Source organism: Paenibacillus dendritiformis (genome assembly GCF_021654795.1).
Lineage (GTDB): Bacteria > Bacillota > Bacilli > Paenibacillales > Paenibacillaceae > Paenibacillus_B.
Map to the genome: position 1 here is coordinate 4579318 of NZ_AP025344.1, position 19850 is coordinate 4599167.

Sequence of the window (19850 nt, forward strand, 5' to 3'; positions counted from 1 at the left end):
TACAGCAATTCGATAGGGACGACGATTCCAGAAAGGGAATCCTGCAAAATTACAGGAATTTTCCCCGTTTCGCTTCGGCTTGAAGCAAAAGGGCCTAAAATGATGTAGATTTGCAGCAATTCCTCGGGATGTAGACTCATTAAGCCGAAATTCCTGTAAAATAGCAGCAATTTCCTCCGCACGTCCAAGCCCCAGGAGGCAACGATGCTTCCAGCAGGCCGATAATGCTTCCAGCAGGCCGGATAATGCGATGATGCCCCCAGCATCCGACGCGGTCGCTTGGATCCCGTAAAATCAGGCCATTGAGTAGTCTATGGGGCTTTTTACTTGTGATCGATCTCTTCTCCCGGTAGAGAAAATCGATTTAAAACGCTCTAAGAGCCAAAGTTTGGATGAGGGAAATGGACCATCTCCACCCCTTCACAAAAAACAGGGGGGTTCCAACAGCCTGAAAAATGAAGGATTTTTACCTCAGCCCCGTGCCCCGGAAAAAAAATCCTGCAAAAATACATCATTTTCTCCTAAATACCTCTATAATTACATCAAAGCAGTATATTTCCTGTATTTTCTCCTAGGCCCCCTAATTAAACTGGAGCTTCCGGCTCCAATATTATAAGCTGTTATCAGAGGGGGACAACTAGTATGGGAAAGCACTTTAGCAAGGAAAAACGCCTGCAAATCATAAAGGAAGCAATGGCCGGCATTAAGGTGGGAACACTTGCCCGAATGTACGGTGTCCATCCGGAGACGGTACGTGTTTGGGTTAGAGACCACCGTGACGAAATTAGCCAAGAGGAGATACCCGCAGCAGACGAGCATCTGCAAGAACTCCGTCGACTTCAAGAGGTAGAGGCAAAGTTCGAGCAGGCAAAAAAGCTCCTGGGTGAAAAAGAGCTTGAGATCGAGATCCTGCGAGAAGTCGTAAAAAAGAAGAACCCCGCTTATCTGAAAGACTTGAAATAGCAGAACCGTTTATTAAGCGGGGGCATGCAGCAGCTAAAGTTCTGCGTATCCTGAAAGTTCGCGAATCGACGTACTATGGCCGGAAGAAACGAGAGGCATCCAGTACCGAAGAACAGGCTTCATGCGCTCTAAAAGGGCGTCCTGTGCCTGGATTTTCCTCTACGAACACGGGCCGGAAAGTTTCAGATGAACAGATTAAAGAATGGATGCTCGAACTCCTGGAAGGAGAAGAGCACATTTATGGGTATAAGAATTTGGCGCTGTGCCTCCGCAAACAACGTGGATTGATTCTAAACAAGAAAAAGGCGTACCGCATTTGCAAAGAGTTAGGAATTCTTCAGAAACAACGGAAGAAAACAAGCAAACATCCTCGAAGAGTACCGAGAAACCGGACGGTAACCGGGGTGAACCAGCTATGGCAAATTGATATTAAATATGGGTACGTGATTGGTCGCCAGCGTTTCTTTTTCGTGCTCAGTATCATCGATGTATTTGACCGCGTCGTCGTCGGACAATACCGGGGTTCCGTGTGTGAGGCCAAGCACGTCGTACAGACACTATGCCGGGCGCTACAAGAACGCCTGAATCCCGGCGATGAGTTGCCCACCGTCCGCACCGACAACGGGCCTCAGTTTGTCAGCAAGTTGTTTGGTGATACGTGCGAGAGTCTGGAGATCGTCCATGAACGCATCCCGCCACGCAGTCCGAATATGAACGCCTACATTGAGTCATTTCATAGCTTACTCGAACGTGATCTGTTCAGCCTGACGGAATTTATGACATTTGAAGAGGCCTATGAAGCACTTGATCGTTACATGGATTTCTACAACAACCGCAGAATGCATGGTAGCCTAAAGAGCATGTCACCATCGGAATACTCAAAGTGGGTCATGACGCTGGAGGACCGATCAAAATATCATCGGGCCGTGTAACCACGCGAAATAGGAAGCAATTCTAAGAACGCATCTTTTTTGGTGGACATGACTCCAGATATAGGGGGCCTAGCCGTTTTTACAGCAACTTTTCACTATATCTCCATTTAAGCAATAAAATACTGTAAAATTGCAGGATTCACTTTTACAGAAGCATTATAGAGACGCATACCGAATGAGTTATCGGTCCCCCTCCAATCTGCCTCCGAGATCACATCTCACCGTTTATTCACCAGCTTTGAGCGCACCGAAGCTAGTTAGAACACTTTCTTGGGTATCCCGAAGCCCTACAAGGCCCGTGCATTATCAATCAGCTACCTCAAGACCCACCATCCATCATTCGGCTCACCAAAGCTACCTTAAGATCCACCATCCATCTTCCGGCGTACCAAGCTACCTCAAGACCCACCATCCATCATTCGGCTCACCAAAGCTACCTTAAGATCCACCATCCATCTTCCGGCTTACCAGCTACCTCAAGACCCACCATCCATCATTCGGCTCACCAAAGCTACCTTAAGATCCACCATCCATCTTCCGGCGTACCAAGCTACCTCAAGACCCACCATCCATCATTCGGCTCACCAAAGCTACCTTAAGATCCACCATCCATCTTCCGGCTTACCAGCTACCTCAAGACCCACCATCCATCATTCGGCTCACCAAAGCTACCTTAAGATCCAGCATCCATCTTCCGGCTTACCAGCTACCTCAAGACCCACCATCCATCATTCGGCTCACCAAAGCTACCTCAAGACCCACCATCCATCTTCCGGCGTACCAAGCAAGCTACCTCATGATCCACGATCCCTTACTCTAAACACTTGCATGATCGCGCGGCGCACGGAAGCTGCTTCCAGACACGTTCCCTTCATCAAGTCAAGCCGGTGTACCGTCATCACCGCCTGCTCTCGCCCGTCACCCCATCAAGCCGGGCCCTCAAACGGCGCAGCCAAGCGCATCCGTTCCGCCATGCGCACAAAAAACCGGGAGCCCGCGCTCCCGGCCTGTCCCACGCCGGCTCCGGATTCTCCGTCGCTGGCTGCAAATTCTCCAGCGCTCGCGCCTTCCCCAGCGGCCGCATTGTCCGGGCCGGCAAGCTACAGCGCCCGCGCCCCGGCGTGCCGATGCCGCTCCTGCCGCACATACGCCAACTGCGGCAGACAGATGCCCGCGAAGATCAACGCGATCCCCGCCCATTGGAGCCAGCTCACCTGCTCCTGCAGCACGGTGACGGACATGATGACGGCGGCGGGCAGCTCGGCCGCTCCCAGAATCGTGCCGAGACCGGGGCCGATCTTCGGCACGCCAAGACCGAAAAAGACGCCGGGAACGAGCACGCCCAGCAGCCCCATGAAAAGGCCATATTTCCATAAGCCGGCCGCAAGCGCGCCGTCGGCGAGGAAGGCGGGCGGGAACACGAGGAACAGGCTGGCCGCCGCTCCGGTGGTCAGCGACAGGCTCTTGTTCAAGATGGGCATATCGGTCGCGACACGCCCGTTCACCATAATATAGAAGGCGAATGATACGGCGGAGATAAGGCCGAAGATCGCGCCCTTCGCCGTTAACCCGGACAAGCCGTGGTCGGCAAGCCCCCCCGCAAGCACCGTGCCAACGAGCAGAATCAGGACAGAGAGGAGCTTGGCCCGATCCGGCCACGTCCGGTTGAGAAGCGCCTCCAGCAAGACGCCGATCCATGTGAATTGGAACAAGAATACGACGGCGATCGAAGCAGGCAGCTGTTCAACTGCGATCCCGTAGGAAATCGAGGTGCAGCTCACCGATAAGCCGCAAACGAGCAGCGCCAGCACCTGCTTCCCGCTCACACGGCGCCGGGAGAACAGAAGCGCGGCGGCGGCCAGAAGCAGCCATCCGAAGAAATACTGGCTCCCGATAATCTGGGGCACGGTATACCCCTCTCTTATCCCAAGCTTCATAATCGAGGATAATGTCCCGTAGCTGCATGCGCCGATGAAGACCAGCAGCGCATAACGGAATAATTTCATTGCCCTTTACGCTCCCTTCTGGTTGAGTAAAACCGTAAATCCACGCAAAAAACCCCCTGTCGCTTGACAGGGGGCGAACGAAACCAGATGCGCTCACGAAGCGGTAGCCCGTGCACGCCTCCGCAAAATTTCGCCGCTCAATCCATTGGACTGAGTTTGGTTGCTGAGCCGAACGTTTCTGCACGATCATTGTAATGAGGAATACGGACAATGTCAATCCTTTTGGAGCCGATCCGGCAGCTTGCTTCCATCGGCTTCTGCTATCATGAGGCTTTGCTCGCCGAATAGCAGCGGCATGCCCGCCAACCGCCGTGTTGAACCGGATTCGCGGACAACGCAATCATTAGCCACTTCGAACCGCAGGTACAGACCGCATCGCATCCATGCCATTATATGGGTTCTTGTTTAAAAAAGAGCGCTTTCATCGTAGATTAGGTCGTATCGGCCAAAATGAGAAGTTGATAGAATGGTGGCAACGCTTACAACTAGGAGGTCTCAATCACATGAAAACCAGATTCATGAAAGGGGCAGCCATCGCCCTGGCGGCCATTATGCTGCTGGCCGGCTGCTCCAGCCGCTCGGGAGATACGGCAACCGACACCGAAACGGCCAAAAAGAACACCTCGGCATCCACGAAAATCACGGTCGACAGCAGTGTGAACGATCCGGTGGTTCAACGCGCATACAAAGACATCGTGGCCGCATTTGAAGAAGAAAATCCGGACATCGAAGTCGACCTGCAATTCCCCGGCTCGGAGCATGATAATATTTTGAAGGTCAAAATGGCGGCGAATGAAATGCCGGATATCTTCGATACGCATGGCTGGGCGCAGGTGCGCTACGGCAATTACTTGGCCGATCTGCGCGATGAACCATGGGTTCCTCAGCTCACGGACACGATCAAGGACGTCGTCACAGACAAGGACGGCAAAGTATATGCGCTGGTGCTGAGCGAAGCCAAGGACGGCTTCACCTACAACGCCGACCTGCTGGAGCGATTGAATATTCCCGTGCCGTCCACGTTCGACGAGCTGATGGCGGCGGCCGAGAAGATCGTGAAGGAGACGAACGGCGAGACGGTGCCTTTCCACTTCTCCGGCATCGACGACTGGACGATCGGCCAGTACTTCGATCTGATGGCGACCCCGCTCCTCATCAGCCCGGAGCAGAATGAGAAGGAAGCGCTCCTGAACGGAACCTTCGACTGGACGAAATGGACGCCGCTCCCGGAAAAATTCCAGGAGATGCACAAGAAGGGCTATATCAATAAAGACGTCATTACGGCAAAATACAGCGATGCCTCCCGCCAGTTCGCGGAAGGCAAAGTCGCCTTCGTCATGGTCAATCCGAGCTTTGCCGAAGAAGTGCGCAAAATGAACCAAGATATGAAGATCGGCTATATGCCTGTACCTGCGCTGGTTGCCGGCGACGAACCGAGCTTCTCGGGCGGCGAGCGCTTTACGATGGGCGTATGGAAAGACACACAGAATATGGAAGAAGCGAAAAAATTGCTTGCCTTCTTCGCCAAGCCGGAGAACATGAGCAAAATCGCGAATGTCACCATGCTTCCTCCGGGCCTCAAGGGCGTTGATGCGAAGCACGAATTCTCGCCTTATTATGAGCAGTACAAGGATGTACGCGTATTCCCTTACTTCGACCGCGTGTATTTGCCGAGCGGAATGTGGGACGTCTTGTGCAAGCAGGGCACGGAGCTTCTGGCGGATCGCATCACGCCGGAACAATATTCCGAAGTGATGAAGCAGGAAGTAGAGCGATTGCGCAACAGATAGATAGACGACTCGCGCAGCAGAAGAGGGCCTTGTTCATACGAGCAAGCCCTCTCTCTATGAGAGGTCAGGAGTGAGAAACGATGAATACGAACAGAAAACGGGCGTCCGGCAGCGTGCTGAATCTCTTTTATATTCCCGCCTTGGCGCTGTTTGCCGCCTTTGTCTTTTATCCTTTTATGAAGGGAATTCAGATCTCGTTTACGAACTGGGACGGCTACTCCCAAGATTTCCGCTGGATCGGCTTCGAGAACTATCGCCGCATGTTCTCCGATCCGCAGATTGTCAACGTCATGAAAAACACGATCATTTACGGCGTCGGCAGCACGGTGCTGCAAAATATACTCGGCCTGCTGTACGCTTTATATTTGAACCGCTCGATACGGGCCAAAGGGCTCATCCGGACCATCGTTTATTTACCGGTCATTATCAGCCCGCTCATCATGGGCTACATTTGGTATTTTGTGTTCCAATATGACGGAGGCGCCTTGAACGATATGATTTTATGGTTCCGGGACGAGCCGATCAATTTATTGGCGAATGCGGATATTAACGTATGGATTATTACGTTTGTCAATACATTCCAATACATGGGGATTGCCATGGTGATCTATTTAGCCGGCCTGCAGTCGATCTCGAAGGAGTACTACGAAGCGGCTCAGATCGACGGCGCCTCCTCGCTCAAGCAGTTCCGCAACATTACGCTGCCGCTGCTTGCGCCATCGATTACGATCAACGTCGTGCTCAATCTTATCGGCGGACTGAAGCTGTTCGATGTCATTATCGCCATGACGAACGGCGGACCGGGCTATGCGTCCTCCTCGCTGTCCACCTTGATGTATCACCTGTATTTCTCCAGACAAGACGCGGGGTATGCGGCTTCGCTCGGCAACCTGATGTTCGTCATCATCTCCGTCATCAGCATGTCTGCGCTGTACTTCCTGCGAAGAAAGGAGATGCAGCAATAATGAAGGCATACAAAAAATGGCTGATCGCCATCGGTTCGATGATTGTCATTGCGCTCCATACCATTCCGTTTTATATTTTATTGACCAGTTCCTTCAAGGCGGCCGACGATCTGTCTTCCAAATGGGCCTTTCCGGGGTATGTCTACCTCGACAACTTCGTGAACGCCTGGAATGAAGCGAATCTTGGGAGAGCGTTCATCAATAATATCCTGATCACCGGCATCGCTGTCGTGCTCGTCGTCGCGATCGGCTCGCTGGCCGCCTATCCGCTGGCCCGGCATCAGACGAAATGGAACAAGTTCATGTACATGCTGTTCATCTCGGTGCTCATTGTGCCGCCGCTGGCCATTTTGGTCCCCTTGTACCGCTTCTATGTCGATATTCATGCCTTGAATACGTACTGGGGAATTATTTTGATTCACGTGACATTCAACCTGCCGATCACCATCTTTTTATTTACCGGGTTCATTGGCACCATCCCGAAGGATCTGGATGAGGCGGGCATGATCGACGGCTCCAGCCGAGTCGGGCTGTTTTTCCGGCTGATTATGCCGCTGCTGAAGCCGGTGACAGCCACCGTCATTATTTTGGCGGGCGTCGCGATTTGGAATGACTATCAGTTCTCGGTATTTTTCCTGGAAAAAACAGAAGTGCGAACCATCACGGTGTCGTTGGCGAAATTTTTCGGACAATACAACAGCAATATCGGTTGGGTCGCCGCCGGATCGCTGATGGGAGCGCTGCCGATTACATTGGTCTACTTGGCGCTGCAGAAGCAGTTCATACACGGCCTGTCTTCCGGCGCCGTCAAAGGATAAACCGAGGTACCGGTTCGCATTCGCACCGCAACAATAAGGGAGGGCATCATGATTTCGCAGAAATTGCATTCGCTTCGCTCGAAGCTGCTTGTGCTGTATTTCATCATCCTGATGATTCCGATGCTTGTCATCGTGTATGTGATGCCCTCCTATTTCTATAACGTTATTACCGAGCGAACCTCGAAGCAGACAGAGACCATTTTGGAATCGCTGTCGAAAAATATGGAAACGTATCTCGATGATCTGGTGCGGCTGACCATTACCCCCTACTTGAGCGACGAAGTGATGAACGCGCTGAAATTAAAAGCGAGCTCCCGCTACAGCACCGTAGACGATTATACGAAGCTGCTGTCGGAACGCGCGCTGCGCAACGGGTTGCCGAACTTGCTGCGCAATCTGCGCAGCGATATTCTGGGCATCGTGCTGCTGCCGTTGGACGGCTCGACCTATATGCTCCCCTCCTCGCAAGGAGGGCAGATTACCGAAAATTATTCCTTCCGGAAGCAATCCTGGTACAAGAAGGCGGTCGAAGCCGACGGCAAGACGGTCTTCATTAGCCCGCATCCGCGCTACTACGTGACGAACCCGGCCGTATCGCATGCGTTCTCCGTCGCCCGGCTGATCCAGGATCCGGACTCGCGGCAGCCGTTGGCCGTGCTGATGGCGGACGCGGATCTGTCCATCATCAATCATCTGGTCAAGGACATCGAATTCGACGTATCTTCGATTGTCAGCATCTATGACCAGGACAATCAATTGATCTTCTCCAATCATCCGCTGTCGGAGAAGATCCAGCTTCAAGCGGTGCAGCCGGGCGACATGGTCGAGGGCGAGCGCGACTCCTATGTCAAGATCGCCAAGCAGATGAGCAGCTCGGGTTGGAGCATCGTCGTGCTGCTGTCCAAGACGGAATTAAAGAACAATATCCGCTGGTTCTATATCGTCGGCGGCTTGTTCGCCATTGCCGGAATCGCGGCGACATTCCTGCTGTTCAAGCTGCTGTCGCGCTGGATCATCAACCCGTACCACAAGCTGCTCGCCGCGATGAACCGCTTCCGGCGCGGAGACTGGCAGTCGCGCATCGAGGTGAGGAACGGGACGGGCGAAATCCATGAACTGTCGCTCGCCTATAACACGATGGCTGATCAAATCAGCGACATGGTCAAGCGCGAATACATCGCCAAGCTGCAGTTGAAGGAAGCGGAATATCGCGCGCTGCAGTCGCAGATTCAGCCGCATTTTCTCTACAATACGTTAAATGGATTTATCGGCCTGAACCGGATGAACAAGCGGGATGTGCTGGAAGAAGCCATTGTCTCGCTCAGCCGGATGCTGCGGTATACGCTGGAGGACCGGCCCAAGAGCACGCTTCGGGAGGAATTCGATTTTTTGCAGCGCTATTGCGAGCTGCAGCAGTTGCGTTTCGGGAACAAGTTCACCTTCCGCATCGAACATGACGAAGCCGTCGGAGATGCCATGATTCCGAAGCTGCTGCTGCAGCCGCTCGTTGAGAACGCCATCATTCATGGCATCGAGCCGCTCAGGCGCCCGGCCTTCCTGCAAGTGCAGGCCACGGAGGTGTCGGTCGACGGGGAGCCCTGGCTCTCGATTGCGATGAAGGATACCGGGAAGGGCTTCGATGAAGCATCCGTCCGGCCGAATGCGGTCGGGCTGGCCAATACGAAGGAACGATTGCGCCTCCTCTATCCGTCGGCAGCCTTTGCCGTTCAGAGCGCGGTGGACGAGGGCACGAGCATTACGATTCAAATCCGCAAGGAAGAAGTGAGTCCATGAAAGTTCTGATTGCCGATGATGAATATTTGGTACGCATGACGCTGGTGAGCATGATTCAGGAGATGCCGCACCCGTTCGGCATATGCGGGGAAGCGGAGAGCGGAGAGGATCTGCTTGAACTGCTGCCGGACTGCAGGCCCGACATCGTGCTGCTCGATCTGAGAATGCCGGAGATGGGCGGGCTGGAAGCGATGCGCCGCGGAAAAGCTCTTTCTCCATTGACGCAGTGGATTATTTTGACCGGATTCTCGGACTTCGACAGCGCCCGGGAATCAGTCAAGCTGGGAGCGGCCGATTATTTGCTGAAGCCGTCCAGCGCCAAGGAGTTGGAACAGGCGCTGCTGCGGGTCGCCAGGATCGTCCGGGAGCAGCGCAGCCTGCTGTATAAGCAGTTCGAGAGCAACTTGAACGCGGCCTTCTCGGGCTGGGTCGATCCACACTCGTCATGCCATGATCCGTTTATCGAGCAGGCGCAGTATATGGGCATCTCGTTCGCGATCGACAGCGGCCTGAAGGAACAGGAGAGAGCATTCCATCAGCAGTACTTCTCCCGGCTGCGCCTGAAGATGGAAGCGCTCGTGTCCGAATCCTTCTATCCGGCGCTGTTCCTGCTCCCCCATGGCCATATGGCTCTTATCGGCGCCTGGCTGCCGGAGCGGGAGCAGGAAGGAAGCCGGGCGATGCGCAGGCTGCTGCGCGAGCTGGAGGATGAGGCGCAGACGGCAAGCGGCGCGCAGGCTGCGGTGACCGTGACGCTGTTCTCTACCGGAATATGCGCCTCGCTGCAGGAGCTGCGGCACGAATTGAACGAATGTGCCCGCTTCGCTCCCTTGCGCGTCATAAGGGGGATAGGCAGGCACTGGAGCAAGGAACTGCTGATCGGAGCGCACGCTGGGAATCTGGCAGAATTCAGCCGGCTGTGGCTCGATCTGAGCGCGGCCTATCAGGGCCGTCACTACTTGTCCTATATGAAGACCGCCGATCGGCTGTGGCAGCTGTTCCATGCGGAGCGCTTGTCCGCCTGCTCCCCGTCCGTCGCGCAATCGATTGGGGACTATGCATCCGTCACGATGAACCGGCGGATTGACATCTGCAGCGAGAACTGGATAGAGGCGCTTCACGAGGCCGGAGACAGCCTGCTGCCGCACCATGCTTCCAAGGATTGCGGCTCCACGATGATTGAGCAGGTCATCTCCTATCTGGAGCAGCATTATGCGAGCGAGATTACGTTGACGGAGCTGGCCCGGGACTTTCATGTCACGCCCAACTATTTGAGCACGTTATTCCATCAGACAACGGGCACCACGTTCGTGAAATACGTGATGCGGCTGCGGATGATGCGGGCAAAGCAGCTTCTTGCCGACCCGTCGCTGCAGGTGCAGCAGGTTGCCGAGCAAGTCGGGTATTTCAGCACAAGACACTTTACGAAGTGCTTCTTCGAATTCGAGGGATGCTCTCCCTCCGAATATAAGAAAAAACGAAAGCTCCAAAATATGCAGAAGCCGGCTATTACGTCATGGGAGGGATCACATTGAAGATTGACTACAACGAGGCGGAGCAGCTCTTTCACCTGCAGACGCCGAAGACAAGCTACATCATGCAAGTGGTGAAGGGCGGCTATCTCGCCCATATCTATTGGGGGCGCAAGCTGAGAGGAATTCACGCCCTGGAGCGAATCCCTTATGTGGAGCGATGCTCGTTCCATCCGAATCCGGATCCGCATGACCGCTCATTCTCGCCCGATACGCTTCCCCAAGAGCTGCCGGGGTATGGCTGCGGCGATTTCCGGCACCCCGCCTATGAAGCGCGGCAGGCCCATGGGGGAACGGCGTCCGAGCTGATGTACCGGCGCCATGCGATTGTCAGCGGGAAGCCGGCTCTGGAAGGGCTGCCCGCGACCTATGCCGAGGCCGATGAAGAAGCGATGACCCTGGAGGTCGAGCTGGAGGATGCGGTCACGGGCCTGCAGGCGCTACTGCGGTATACCGTATTCGCGGAGCATGACGCCATTGCGCGTTCCGTCTGCTTCCGGAATGCGGGCAGCGCGGCGATGAGGCTCCAGCGGGCGCTCAGCATGAGCGTCGATTTCCCGCATGCGGAATTCGACCTGCTCCGCCTGCCGGGCGCCTGGGCGCGGGAGCGCCATATCGAGCGGCACCCGCTGGCGGCCGGCATGCAATCGGTCGAGAGCCGCCGCGGCTCAAGCAGCCATCAGCACAACCCGTTCATTGCGCTGCTGTCACGGGGAGCGGATGAAGAGCACGGCGAAGTGTACGGCTTCAGCCTCGTCTACAGCGGAAGCTTCCTCGCCCAGGCGGAAGTCGATCAATTCCGTTCGACGCGCGTCTCGATGGGATTGAATCCGTTCGACTTCGAATGGCTGCTGGAGCCGGGCGAATCATTCCAGACGCCGGAAGCGGTCATGGTCTATTCAGCCGCCGGGCTGGGCGGGATGTCCCGGACCTATCACCGGCTGTACCGCACCCGGCTCTGCCGCGGCCGGTACCGCGATCGGGAACGGCCGGTGCTCGTCAACAACTGGGAGGCCACTTACTTCGACTTTACGGCAGACAAGATCGAAGCATTGGCCGGCAGCGCCGCTGAACTGGGAATCGAGCTGCTCGTGCTGGACGACGGCTGGTTCGGGAAGCGCAATGATGACCGCAGCTCTCTGGGCGACTGGTTCGTGAACGCGGAGAAGCTTCCGGGCGGATTGGCGGATGTCGCGAAGCGGGTTAATGCGCAGGGGGTTCAGTTCGGCCTCTGGTTCGAGCCGGAAATGATCTCCCCGGACAGCGATCTGTACCGTGCCCATCCGGATTGGTGCCTGCATGTCCCGGAGCGGAGACGGACGCAGGCGCGCTCGCAGCTTATTCTGGATTTCTCCCGGGAGGACGTGTGCCGTGCGGTTGCGGACATGCTCACCAGTGTTTTGTCGAGCGCCCCGATCGCCTATGTCAAATGGGATATGAACCGCAACATGACGGAGATCGGCTCCGCCGCCCTGCCGCCCGAGCGGCAGCGGGAGACGGCGCACCGCTACATGCTGGGCGTGTACCGCGTCATGGAGCAGGTCACCTCCGCCTTTCCGGAGGTGCTGTTCGAGAGCTGCTCCGGCGGCGGCGGCCGCTTCGACCCGGGGATGCTCTTCTACATGCCGCAGACATGGACAAGCGACAACACCGATGCCGTCGAGCGCCTGAAGATTCAATACGGCACCAGCCTCGTCTACCCGGTCAGCGCCATGGGGGCGCATGTATCGGCCGTCCCTAACCATCAGCTCGGGCGCGTTACCTCCCTGGAGATGAGAGGACATGTCGCGATGTCGGGGAACCTGGGCTATGAGCTCGATCTGACGAAGTTCACGGAGGCGGAGAAGACGGAGGTCAAGGCACAGGTGGCGTTCTATAAATCGGTGCGCGCTCTCGTGCAGCAGGGGGACATGTACCGCCTCTCCAGTCCGTTCACCAGCGCCGTGACGGCATGGATGTTCGTCTCCGCGGATCGCAAGGAGGCGCTGCTAGGCCATTTCCGCGTGCTCGCCGGGCCGAACCCGGCGATCGGCCGCATCAAGCTGCGAGGTCTTTGTCCGGATACCATGTACCGCTTGGAACAGACCGGCCGCATGTACGGCGGCGATGAACTCATGTACGCAGGGATTCATCTGCCGCAGATGGAGCAGGATTTCTGCAGCATCCTTTACCGCTTTACCGCTGTCTAAGCAATAGACCGCCGTCTTTGCCCCTCAACGGCAGAGGCGGCGGTTCCGTGCCGCGCCGATTCCTTCCCCTCGTCCCTCCCATCCAAGTAGTTCCTTCCAACCTGTCTTGTCTTTTATGGTAAAATACAGAGAGACTAAATGAACAGAACAGGAGTAAGCCCATGTTAGCCATCATCTATGACCTGGAAATGACCGTAAAGCGGAAAAAAGGGGAATTCGCGGAGATTATCGAGATCGGCGCGGTAAAAGTAGCGGAGCAGGACGGCAAGGCCGCCATCGTCGACACATTCCAGGCCTTCGTCAAGCCGACGCTCTCCCCCAAGCTGTCGCAGGATACGGTCAATTTCACGGGCATCCGCCAGGAAGACGTCAACGCTTCTCCCGTCCTGCAGGATGTGCTGGATCAATTCGTCGCCTGGATTGATACGGAGGATTACGCGCTCTGCTCCTGGGGACCGGACGACAAAGCCCAGTTCCTGAAGGAGTGCCGCATGAAGCGCATTCCGCTCCACTGGCTGCGTAACCACAACAATTTGCAGAAGCCGGTGTCCCAGGTCATGAACCGGGGGAGCCACCAGCAGGTCGGACTGAAGACCGCGCTTGACACGCTGCAGGTTCCGTTCGTCGGCACGCAGCACCGGGCGCTCGATGACGCATACAATACGGCGCTCATCTACATCCATATGATCGATCATATCCAGCTTCAGCGAAATGAAGTCCAGGAGCATCCGAGCTATGAGAGCGCCGTCGTCTATCGGGACGAGCCGGAAGCCGATGCGGATGCGAATCCGTTCGCGGCGCTCGCCCGGCTGCAGCTGCCGAAGGAGTGAGCCGGGGCGATGCGCCGGGCAGCGTGCGGCCGTACGAGCCGGATGTTTTGCCCCAGCCAACAAAATGAACAATACGAACTGGGCCGGAGCCTGCATTGGAGTATTTGAACCTGACACGGGACCAGCTGCGCGTCACGGATAGCGAAGCTGCGCCGTTTGTCGTATTCGAGACGCTGGACAGGCTCGCGGACACGATCGTGTTCTCCGCGCTGCCCGTCTCATCCGAGCGGATCAAGGCGGAGACCATCGACATGATTGCCTCTTATTTGCTCGGCGTGAAGGAGCAGTGTGCCTGTTCCCGGTTCCCCGTTCTTCACGCACAAGCAAGAACCGACCGGCATCTGCCGGACGGTTCCCTGTCTCCGGGACGCAGGTCCCGCATATATCCGCTGTCTTTACGCGTTATTGAATTCGTCCGGATTCGGACCGACGCGCTTATCCTGATTCAACCCGTTGATGTCGGTCATTTCTTCTTCCGTGAGCTCGAAGTCGAATACATCGAAGTTTTCCCGGATGCGGGATGGCGTGACCGATTTCGGAATAACGATGTTGCCCTTCTGCAAATGCCAGCGGATCACCGTCTGCGCAGGCGTCTTCCCATGCCGGCCGGCAATGGCGCCGATCGTCTCGTTCGTCAATATATCGCCGCCCTGCATCAGCGGGCTCCAAGCCTCCAACACAATCTCATTGCGCTTGCAGAATTCACGCAGCTCGTTCTGAGCCAGGCGCGGATGGCATTCTACCTGGTTGACGGCCGGCTTCACGCTGCACTCCCGCAAAATCCGCTCCAGATGCGGGATATGGAAGTTCGATACGCCAATCGCCCGCACGCGGCCGTCGGCGTACAATTTTTCCAACGCCTTGTATGTATCGACATACTTATCATTCGCAGGCACCGGCCAATGAATCAGATACAGATCGACATAGTCGGTACCCAGCTTTTGCAGACTGGTCTCGAACGCCCGCAGCGTCTCGTCGTAGCCTTGATCGGAATTCCATACTTTGGTCGTGAGGAAAATATCTTCCCGCTTCACGCCGGACTCGCGCATTCCCTCGCCTACGCCTGCTTCGTTCTGATAGATCGCTGCCGTATCAATGAGGCGGTATCCAATCTCGAGCGCCGTCTTGACCGATTCTTTGACTTGCTGTCCTTCTTCTACGCGCCATACCCCCAGGCCAAGTTGCGGCATGCGCACACCATTATTCAAAGTAACGATCACATTAACAACCTCCTCATAGCAAAAATTGAATCCATACAGATACTGCGCGATGGCTTTTTCTCTATCTAGTATAGCCCCATTCCGCGCACCAAATCAAACCCTGTCCCATATTACCCGAACGCCGCTGAATCCAATCTGTCCGCCTGGCCGCTCTCCGGACAAGCCCGTCCCGGAAAAAATAGCCGCATCCATTGGAAGCGGCCTGGAGTCACGATTACGCCTCGTCCTGCAGGCGCGGCGTCACGCCTGGATATTGATAATTCAACGGCTCATCGAAGGTCGCATAATCGAAGTTGACCATGAGCATAACGATGCGCTGCCCTGTATTTGGATCGCTAATGATAATATGATCCCGTCCCGCGGCCTCGAGGACGCCGCGGAACACCTTCGCGTTCCATTGGGAGTTGTTCTCGTAGGTCATGTAGAAGGTGCCGATTTTGCCCAAGTTCAGCCGGAAAATGTTCTCGATGTAGGACTGCTCAAATAATTGAGGCGGCGTCGGCGCGACTGTTCCGCTTGGCGTCATCGGACTGCCGCTTGGCACCGCAGGCGGAGCGGCAGCGCCCTGCACCTGCTGCGGCACCATGTAACCGGATGTTGTCGGGCCACCCATATACGGGGTCGGTGTCGGAGGGGCCATACATTTCGATCCGCCCCAGGATCCGCCCCAAGATTGCGGCTGGTACGCCATTGGGTTGGAATATCCATACATGGAATAGCTGTAACTCATCTTGCACTCTCTCCTTCTTAGCCTTTACGGCTTTTTATTTGTTGTGTCACAAGCGATGGCCATGCTTAACAGACACTGCAGGATGGAGATTTACCGGTACACATCCGGGCAATCGTCGCCAGACGGAGCAAAGAAGCAATGGGCCTTGAACCGCCCGGAATTCGGCTGATTGTACCAGGTTGCCGGACATTCTCCCTCCGGACGGAAGAACCACAGCGCGTAAGTAGCGGGCCAGGTGCGTTCCCCATTGACGGCACGTCTGGCCAGACGGATTTCGGATTCACGCGGCCTCTGGTAGAAATAGCTTTTCTGCGTCGATTCGAATCCCCCTGGACTCTGAAAGACCATGTCCCTCATATTTCGCACGTTTGCAAAATCAAGGCAATCCACTAAAATGCGATTCACTCCGACATTGCCGACCATCAGCATGCCGAGTTCTCCTTCGCCTTCCGCTTCGGCCCGCAGCAGCTGAGCCAGCAGCCTCACGTCTTCGGAGTTTGCTTTGATGACCGCCATCTTCGTGCGCTCCCCTCCTTTCTTTCGATATCCTCATCATATGTGCATACGCCTATTTGGTGACACCGGACAAAGGGCGGACAACAGAAAAAGACCGGCTCTCGGAAGAGCCGGCCCGGGAAAAACTCTATAAATCCTAGACAGGGAAAAAATCCTTTTCGCTTGTTACACGGAAGCGGAGAAGCGCTCTACGCTTTGTTCCGCCGCGCGCTTGGCGTTTTCCAGCAATTCTTCGGCCCGATCCGGAACCGCGTTCATGCCTTCCACCACAATATTTTCATATTCCGTAATTCCGATAAATGCCATCACGGCTTTCAGATACGAATTCGTGAATTGGAACGCCTGTGCCGGTCCTTCGGAATAGAAGCCCCCGCGCGCTTCGATATGCACGACCCGTTTGCCTTGAAGCAGGCCTTGAGGGCCTTCCGCCGTATACTTGAACGTGCGGCCAGCAATAATTACGTTATCGATATAAGCTTTCAGCATGGTTGGATAGCTCAGGTTCCACATTGGCGTAATGAATACGATCAGATCGGCGGCAATGAATTGCTCCAGAATCTCGTTCATGCGGCCGAGCACTTTCGTTTGCTCTGGAGTCAGCGCTTCGCCTTTCGCGGCCTTCCCCCAGCTGTCCAACACGCTGCCGTCAATAAGAGGAATCGTATCTTCATACAGATTCACGCGTTCGATGGCAACGTCGCCTTTTGCTTGCAGCGCGGCCAGGTAATGCTCTCCCAGACGGAGTCCATAAGACATTTCCGTCGGTTTTGGATTGGAATTCACAACGAGTACTTTTTTCATCGGTTTGTCACCTCTGCGTCAAATTTGCTATCAATGATCGAATTGTGGATGTTGACTCAGCACTGTCGCTCATTAAATAACATCAACTTACTTTATGTAAGTATAATAGCGAATGTTACTTACTAATGTCAAGCAATATTTTTTATGCAAAATAAAAGAGAAAGGCGGCCCTGGAGAGCCGCCGTGTCTTTACCCCAATTGGTTGTCGGATTGGACGCTTCGCACGAGCTCCGAAACGCTGGAAGCCGATTCGCCGGAAGACAGCGACGAAGTAATGCTCTGCGTCTGGCCGCTTGGTTGGAAGTTGCTCGGCACTACGTTTTGCTGCGCGCCATGGGTTTGCGCCGTAATGCTTTGCGTCTGGCCGCTTGGCTGGAAGTTGCTCGGCACTACGTTTTGCTGCGCGCCATGGGTTTGCGCCGTAATGCTTTGCGTCTGGCCGCTTGGCTGGAAGTTGCTCGGCACTACGTTTTGCTGCGCGCCATGGGTTTGCGCCGTAATGCTTTGCACTTGGCCGCTTGGCTGGAAGTTGCTCGGCACTACGTTTTGCTGCGCGCCATGGGTTTGCGCCGTAATGCTTTGCGTCTGGCCGCTTGGCTGGAAGTTGCTCGGCACTACGTTTTGCTGCGCGCCATGAGTTTGCGCCGTAATGCTTTGCGTCTGGCCGCTTGGCTGGAAGTTGCTTGGCACTACGTTTTGCTGCGCGCCATGAGTTTGGGCCGTGATGCTTTGCACTTGGCCGCTTGGCTGGAAGTTGCTTGGCACTACGTTTTGCTGCGCGCCATGAGTTTGGGCCGTGATGCTTTGCACTTGGCCGCTTGGCTGGAACGATTGGCTGGCAAACGATGGGGCTCCAAAGCTATGTAAGCCGCTTGGTTGGAAAGCTCCATAGTTGGATTGAAGCCCGCTTGCGATGCCGCCAGAGAAGCCTTGGCCGCCCATCGCCGAGAAGCCTTGGTTGAAACGGTTGTACGCCCCTTCGTTCGCCGTGCTGCCGGAAGGGCCGGAGTTATTGCCAACATACGTGCTTGCTACGATGCCGCCGGACAGACCGCCAGCCGCGCCGAAGCTGCTCGTTGGCGCGAAGCTGCCTTCACCGCTGAAGCTATTGTACGCGCCTTGATTCGCCGTGCTGCCGGAAGGGCCGGAGCTGTTCCCGCTGTACGTGCTCGCCACGATGCCGCCGGACAGACCGCCTCCAGCCGCGCCGGAGCTGCTCGTTGGCGCGAAGCTGCCTTGACCGCTGAAGCTGTTGTACGCGCCTTGATTCGCCGTGCTGCCGGAAGGGCCGGAACTGTTCCCGCTGTACGTGCTCGCCACGATGCCGCCGGACAGACCGCCGCCAGCCGCGCCGAAGCTGCTCGTTGGCGCGAAGCTGCCTTGACCGCTGAAGCTGTTGTACGCGCCTTGATTCGCCGTGCTGCCGGAAGGGCCGGAGCTGTTCCCGCTGTACGTGCTCGCCACGATGCCGCCGGACAGACCGCCGCCAGCCGCGCCGAAGCTGCTCGTTGGCGCGAAGCTGCCTTGACCGCTGAAGCTGTTGTACGCGCCTTCGTTCGCCGTGCTGCCCGATGGGCCGGAATTATTGCCGGCATACGTGCTTGCCACGATACCGCCGGACAACCCCGCTCCGGATGACGGCGCCTGACTTTGAGGTCGAAATTGTTGAAAAGTCATGCCTTTGCCTCCTTATAGGATATGAAAGTGGGCCGAACCTGCGCTCAGCACTCGACATTATTATGGATAGACAGGCAGGAGGTTTATGCATTTTCCTTTTTAAATTGTTATTGGATGAACAAGCGGGCCTTTGGACTCTCGCGGCAATTGATAGTACAATGGGTATGGCTTGTTTTGGACTATCGATATGTAAAGGAGCTTATCAATGTTCGAGTGGAAAAATATCTTTCGCGGAATTCTCATTGGCGCCAGCGATCTTATTCCTGGCGTCAGCGGCGGAACCATCGCTGTTGTCCTCGGGATGTACGAGCGCCTGATCGCCGCCATCAGCGGGTTCTTCAGCCGGGAATGGAAGAAGCACCTGGGCTTTCTCGTTCCGCTGGGAATCGGCGTAGGCGCTTCCCTGCTGCTGCTCAGCCGTCTGATGAAATGGCTGCTGGCCGAGCATCCCCAGCCAACATTCTTTTTCTTTTTGGGACTGATTGTAGGCATCCTTCCTTTTCTGTGGAAAGAAGCGGACGCCTCCCGCTCCTTCAAGGCTGTCCATTACCTATTGGCGATTGCCGCAGGGGCAGCCGTAGCGGCCACCGCCTTTGTGCGCCCCGAGGGACAGGCTCCGCTTATTGAATTGACCGCATCTTCCGGCGTGTTCTTATTTCTGGCGGGCTGGCTCGGAAGCATGGCCATGATTCTGCCGGGAATCAGCGGCTCCTTCGTGCTGCTGCTGCTCGGCGCTTATCCAACCGCGATTCACGCGCTCTCCAGCCTCAATATTCCGTTGATCGCCATCATCGGGAGCGGCGTCATCGTCGGCTTTATCGTCAGCAGCAAATTCATCCGCATGCTCCTTGGCCGCTTCCCGGCCGTGATGTACGCATTAATCATCGGCATGGTGGTCGGCTCCCTCGCCGTCGTCTACCCCGGATTGAACGGATCCGCCATGACGCTCGTCATCAGCATCGTCACGCTGGCGGCGGGATTCGCGGCCGCATTCTTCCTGGGACAGCGCCCCGCGCAGAAAATAGAAGCGGAAATCAACATACCATAACAGAAGGCACCGGCCTCAACGGCCAGTGCCTTCTTCCGC

General features: G+C 55.8%; 16 protein-coding genes. 10 read left to right on the forward strand and 6 right to left on the reverse strand.

The window, feature by feature from the left end; translation table 11 throughout:
• Window positions 1-642 precede the first annotated feature (642 nt).
• Window positions 643-963 (forward strand): transposase, encoded by a 321-nt coding sequence (locus tag L6439_RS20290; protein WP_237096561.1) that lies wholly within the window; start codon window positions 643-645, stop codon window positions 961-963.
• 50 nt (window positions 964-1013) lie between these two features.
• Window positions 1014-1895, forward strand: coding sequence for an IS3 family transposase (locus L6439_RS20295; RefSeq protein WP_237096890.1), 882 nt, complete (start codon window positions 1014-1016; stop codon window positions 1893-1895).
• Between the two features lie 1100 nt (window positions 1896-2995).
• Here L6439_RS20295 and L6439_RS20300 read toward each other — a convergent pair.
• Window positions 2996-3901: an EamA family transporter gene (locus tag L6439_RS20300; protein WP_213469121.1), complete on the reverse strand. Its 906-nt coding sequence runs from the start codon at window positions 3899-3901 to the stop codon at window positions 2996-2998.
• A gap of 503 nt (window positions 3902-4404) precedes the next feature.
• Between L6439_RS20300 and L6439_RS20305 the strand changes: the two genes are divergently transcribed.
• The 7 genes from L6439_RS20305 (at window position 4405) to L6439_RS20335 (ending at window position 13819) form a co-directional block, all read left to right on the forward strand.
• Window positions 4405-5691, forward strand: coding sequence for an ABC transporter substrate-binding protein (locus L6439_RS20305; protein WP_168183053.1), 1287 nt, complete (start codon window positions 4405-4407; stop codon window positions 5689-5691).
• An 80-nt stretch (window positions 5692-5771) separates the two neighbouring features.
• A complete protein-coding gene (locus tag L6439_RS20310) occupies window positions 5772-6656 on the forward strand; it encodes a carbohydrate ABC transporter permease (protein ID WP_168183054.1) in 885 nt (294 codons plus the stop codon).
• Window positions 6656-7474 carry a carbohydrate ABC transporter permease gene (locus L6439_RS20315; RefSeq protein WP_168183055.1) on the forward strand — a complete coding sequence of 273 codons (819 nt, stop codon included), beginning with the start codon at window positions 6656-6658 and terminating at the stop codon, window positions 7472-7474. Before L6439_RS20310 ends, L6439_RS20315 begins: the two co-directional genes overlap by 1 nt.
• 48 nt (window positions 7475-7522) lie before the next feature.
• A complete protein-coding gene (locus L6439_RS20320; protein WP_213469122.1) occupies window positions 7523-9268 on the forward strand; it encodes a cache domain-containing sensor histidine kinase in 1746 nt (581 codons plus the stop codon).
• A complete protein-coding gene (locus L6439_RS20325; protein WP_213469123.1) occupies window positions 9265-10803 on the forward strand; it encodes a response regulator transcription factor in 1539 nt (512 codons plus the stop codon). The genes L6439_RS20320 and L6439_RS20325 overlap by 4 nt, the downstream gene beginning before the upstream one ends.
• Window positions 10800-12989, forward strand: coding sequence for an alpha-galactosidase (locus L6439_RS20330; protein ID WP_420540568.1), 2190 nt, complete (start codon window positions 10800-10802; stop codon window positions 12987-12989). The genes L6439_RS20325 and L6439_RS20330 overlap by 4 nt, the downstream gene beginning before the upstream one ends.
• A 161-nt stretch (window positions 12990-13150) precedes the next feature.
• On the forward strand, window positions 13151-13819 hold the full coding sequence (locus L6439_RS20335) for a 3'-5' exonuclease (protein ID WP_168183059.1): 669 nt from the start codon (window positions 13151-13153) through the stop codon (window positions 13817-13819).
• 395 nt (window positions 13820-14214) lie between these two features.
• On the opposite strand, the gene L6439_RS20340 is transcribed toward L6439_RS20335, so the two are convergent.
• From L6439_RS20340 to L6439_RS20360, 5 genes are all read right to left on the reverse strand, one after another.
• A complete protein-coding gene (locus L6439_RS20340; protein WP_168183060.1) occupies window positions 14215-15039 on the reverse strand; it encodes an aldo/keto reductase in 825 nt (274 codons plus the stop codon).
• A gap of 214 nt (window positions 15040-15253) precedes the next feature.
• Window positions 15254-15625, reverse strand: a complete 372-nt coding sequence (gene gerQ, locus L6439_RS20345) for a spore coat protein GerQ (protein ID WP_374043257.1) — start codon at window positions 15623-15625, stop codon at window positions 15254-15256.
• A gap of 234 nt (window positions 15626-15859) precedes the next feature.
• Entirely contained in the window at window positions 15860-16285 is a 426-nt protein-coding gene (locus L6439_RS20350) for a cell wall hydrolase (RefSeq protein ID WP_168183062.1), read from the reverse strand.
• A 165-nt stretch (window positions 16286-16450) separates the two neighbouring features.
• Window positions 16451-17086: an FMN-dependent NADH-azoreductase gene (locus L6439_RS20355; RefSeq protein WP_168183063.1), complete on the reverse strand. Its 636-nt coding sequence runs from the start codon at window positions 17084-17086 to the stop codon at window positions 16451-16453.
• Window positions 17087-17275: 189 nt separating this feature from the next.
• Window positions 17276-18763 (reverse strand): hypothetical protein, encoded by a 1488-nt coding sequence (locus tag L6439_RS20360; RefSeq protein WP_237096562.1) that lies wholly within the window; start codon window positions 18761-18763, stop codon window positions 17276-17278.
• Window positions 18764-18968: 205 nt separating this feature from the next.
• Here L6439_RS20360 and L6439_RS20365 point away from each other — a divergent pair, with 205 nt between their 5' ends.
• Window positions 18969-19811, forward strand: coding sequence for a DUF368 domain-containing protein (locus L6439_RS20365; RefSeq protein ID WP_213469126.1), 843 nt, complete (start codon window positions 18969-18971; stop codon window positions 19809-19811).
• Window positions 19812-19850 lie beyond the last annotated feature (39 nt).

Coding starts and splice junctions, on each gene's coding strand:
- L6439_RS20290 (WP_237096561.1), top strand. CDS start 643: ATGGGAAAGCACTTTAGCAAGGAAAAACGCCTGCAAATCATAAAGGAA.
- L6439_RS20300 (WP_213469121.1), bottom strand. CDS start 3,901: ATGAAATTATTCCGTTATGCGCTGCTGGTCTTCATCGGCGCATGCAGC.
- L6439_RS20305 (WP_168183053.1), top strand. CDS start 4,405: ATGAAAACCAGATTCATGAAAGGGGCAGCCATCGCCCTGGCGGCCATT.
- L6439_RS20310 (WP_168183054.1), top strand. CDS start 5,772: ATGAATACGAACAGAAAACGGGCGTCCGGCAGCGTGCTGAATCTCTTT.
- L6439_RS20315 (WP_168183055.1), top strand. CDS start 6,656: ATGAAGGCATACAAAAAATGGCTGATCGCCATCGGTTCGATGATTGTC.
- L6439_RS20320 (WP_213469122.1), top strand. CDS start 7,523: ATGATTTCGCAGAAATTGCATTCGCTTCGCTCGAAGCTGCTTGTGCTG.
- L6439_RS20325 (WP_213469123.1), top strand. CDS start 9,265: ATGAAAGTTCTGATTGCCGATGATGAATATTTGGTACGCATGACGCTG.
- L6439_RS20335 (WP_168183059.1), top strand. CDS start 13,151: ATGTTAGCCATCATCTATGACCTGGAAATGACCGTAAAGCGGAAAAAA.
- gerQ (WP_374043257.1), bottom strand. CDS start 15,625: ATGGTGCCGCAGCAGGTGCAGGGCGCTGCCGCTCCGCCTGCGGTGCCA.
- L6439_RS20350 (WP_168183062.1), bottom strand. CDS start 16,285: ATGGCGGTCATCAAAGCAAACTCCGAAGACGTGAGGCTGCTGGCTCAG.
- L6439_RS20355 (WP_168183063.1), bottom strand. CDS start 17,086: ATGAAAAAAGTACTCGTTGTGAATTCCAATCCAAAACCGACGGAAATG.
- L6439_RS20360 (WP_237096562.1), bottom strand. CDS start 18,763: ATGACTTTTCAACAATTTCGACCTCAAAGTCAGGCGCCGTCATCCGGA.
- L6439_RS20365 (WP_213469126.1), top strand. CDS start 18,969: ATGTTCGAGTGGAAAAATATCTTTCGCGGAATTCTCATTGGCGCCAGC.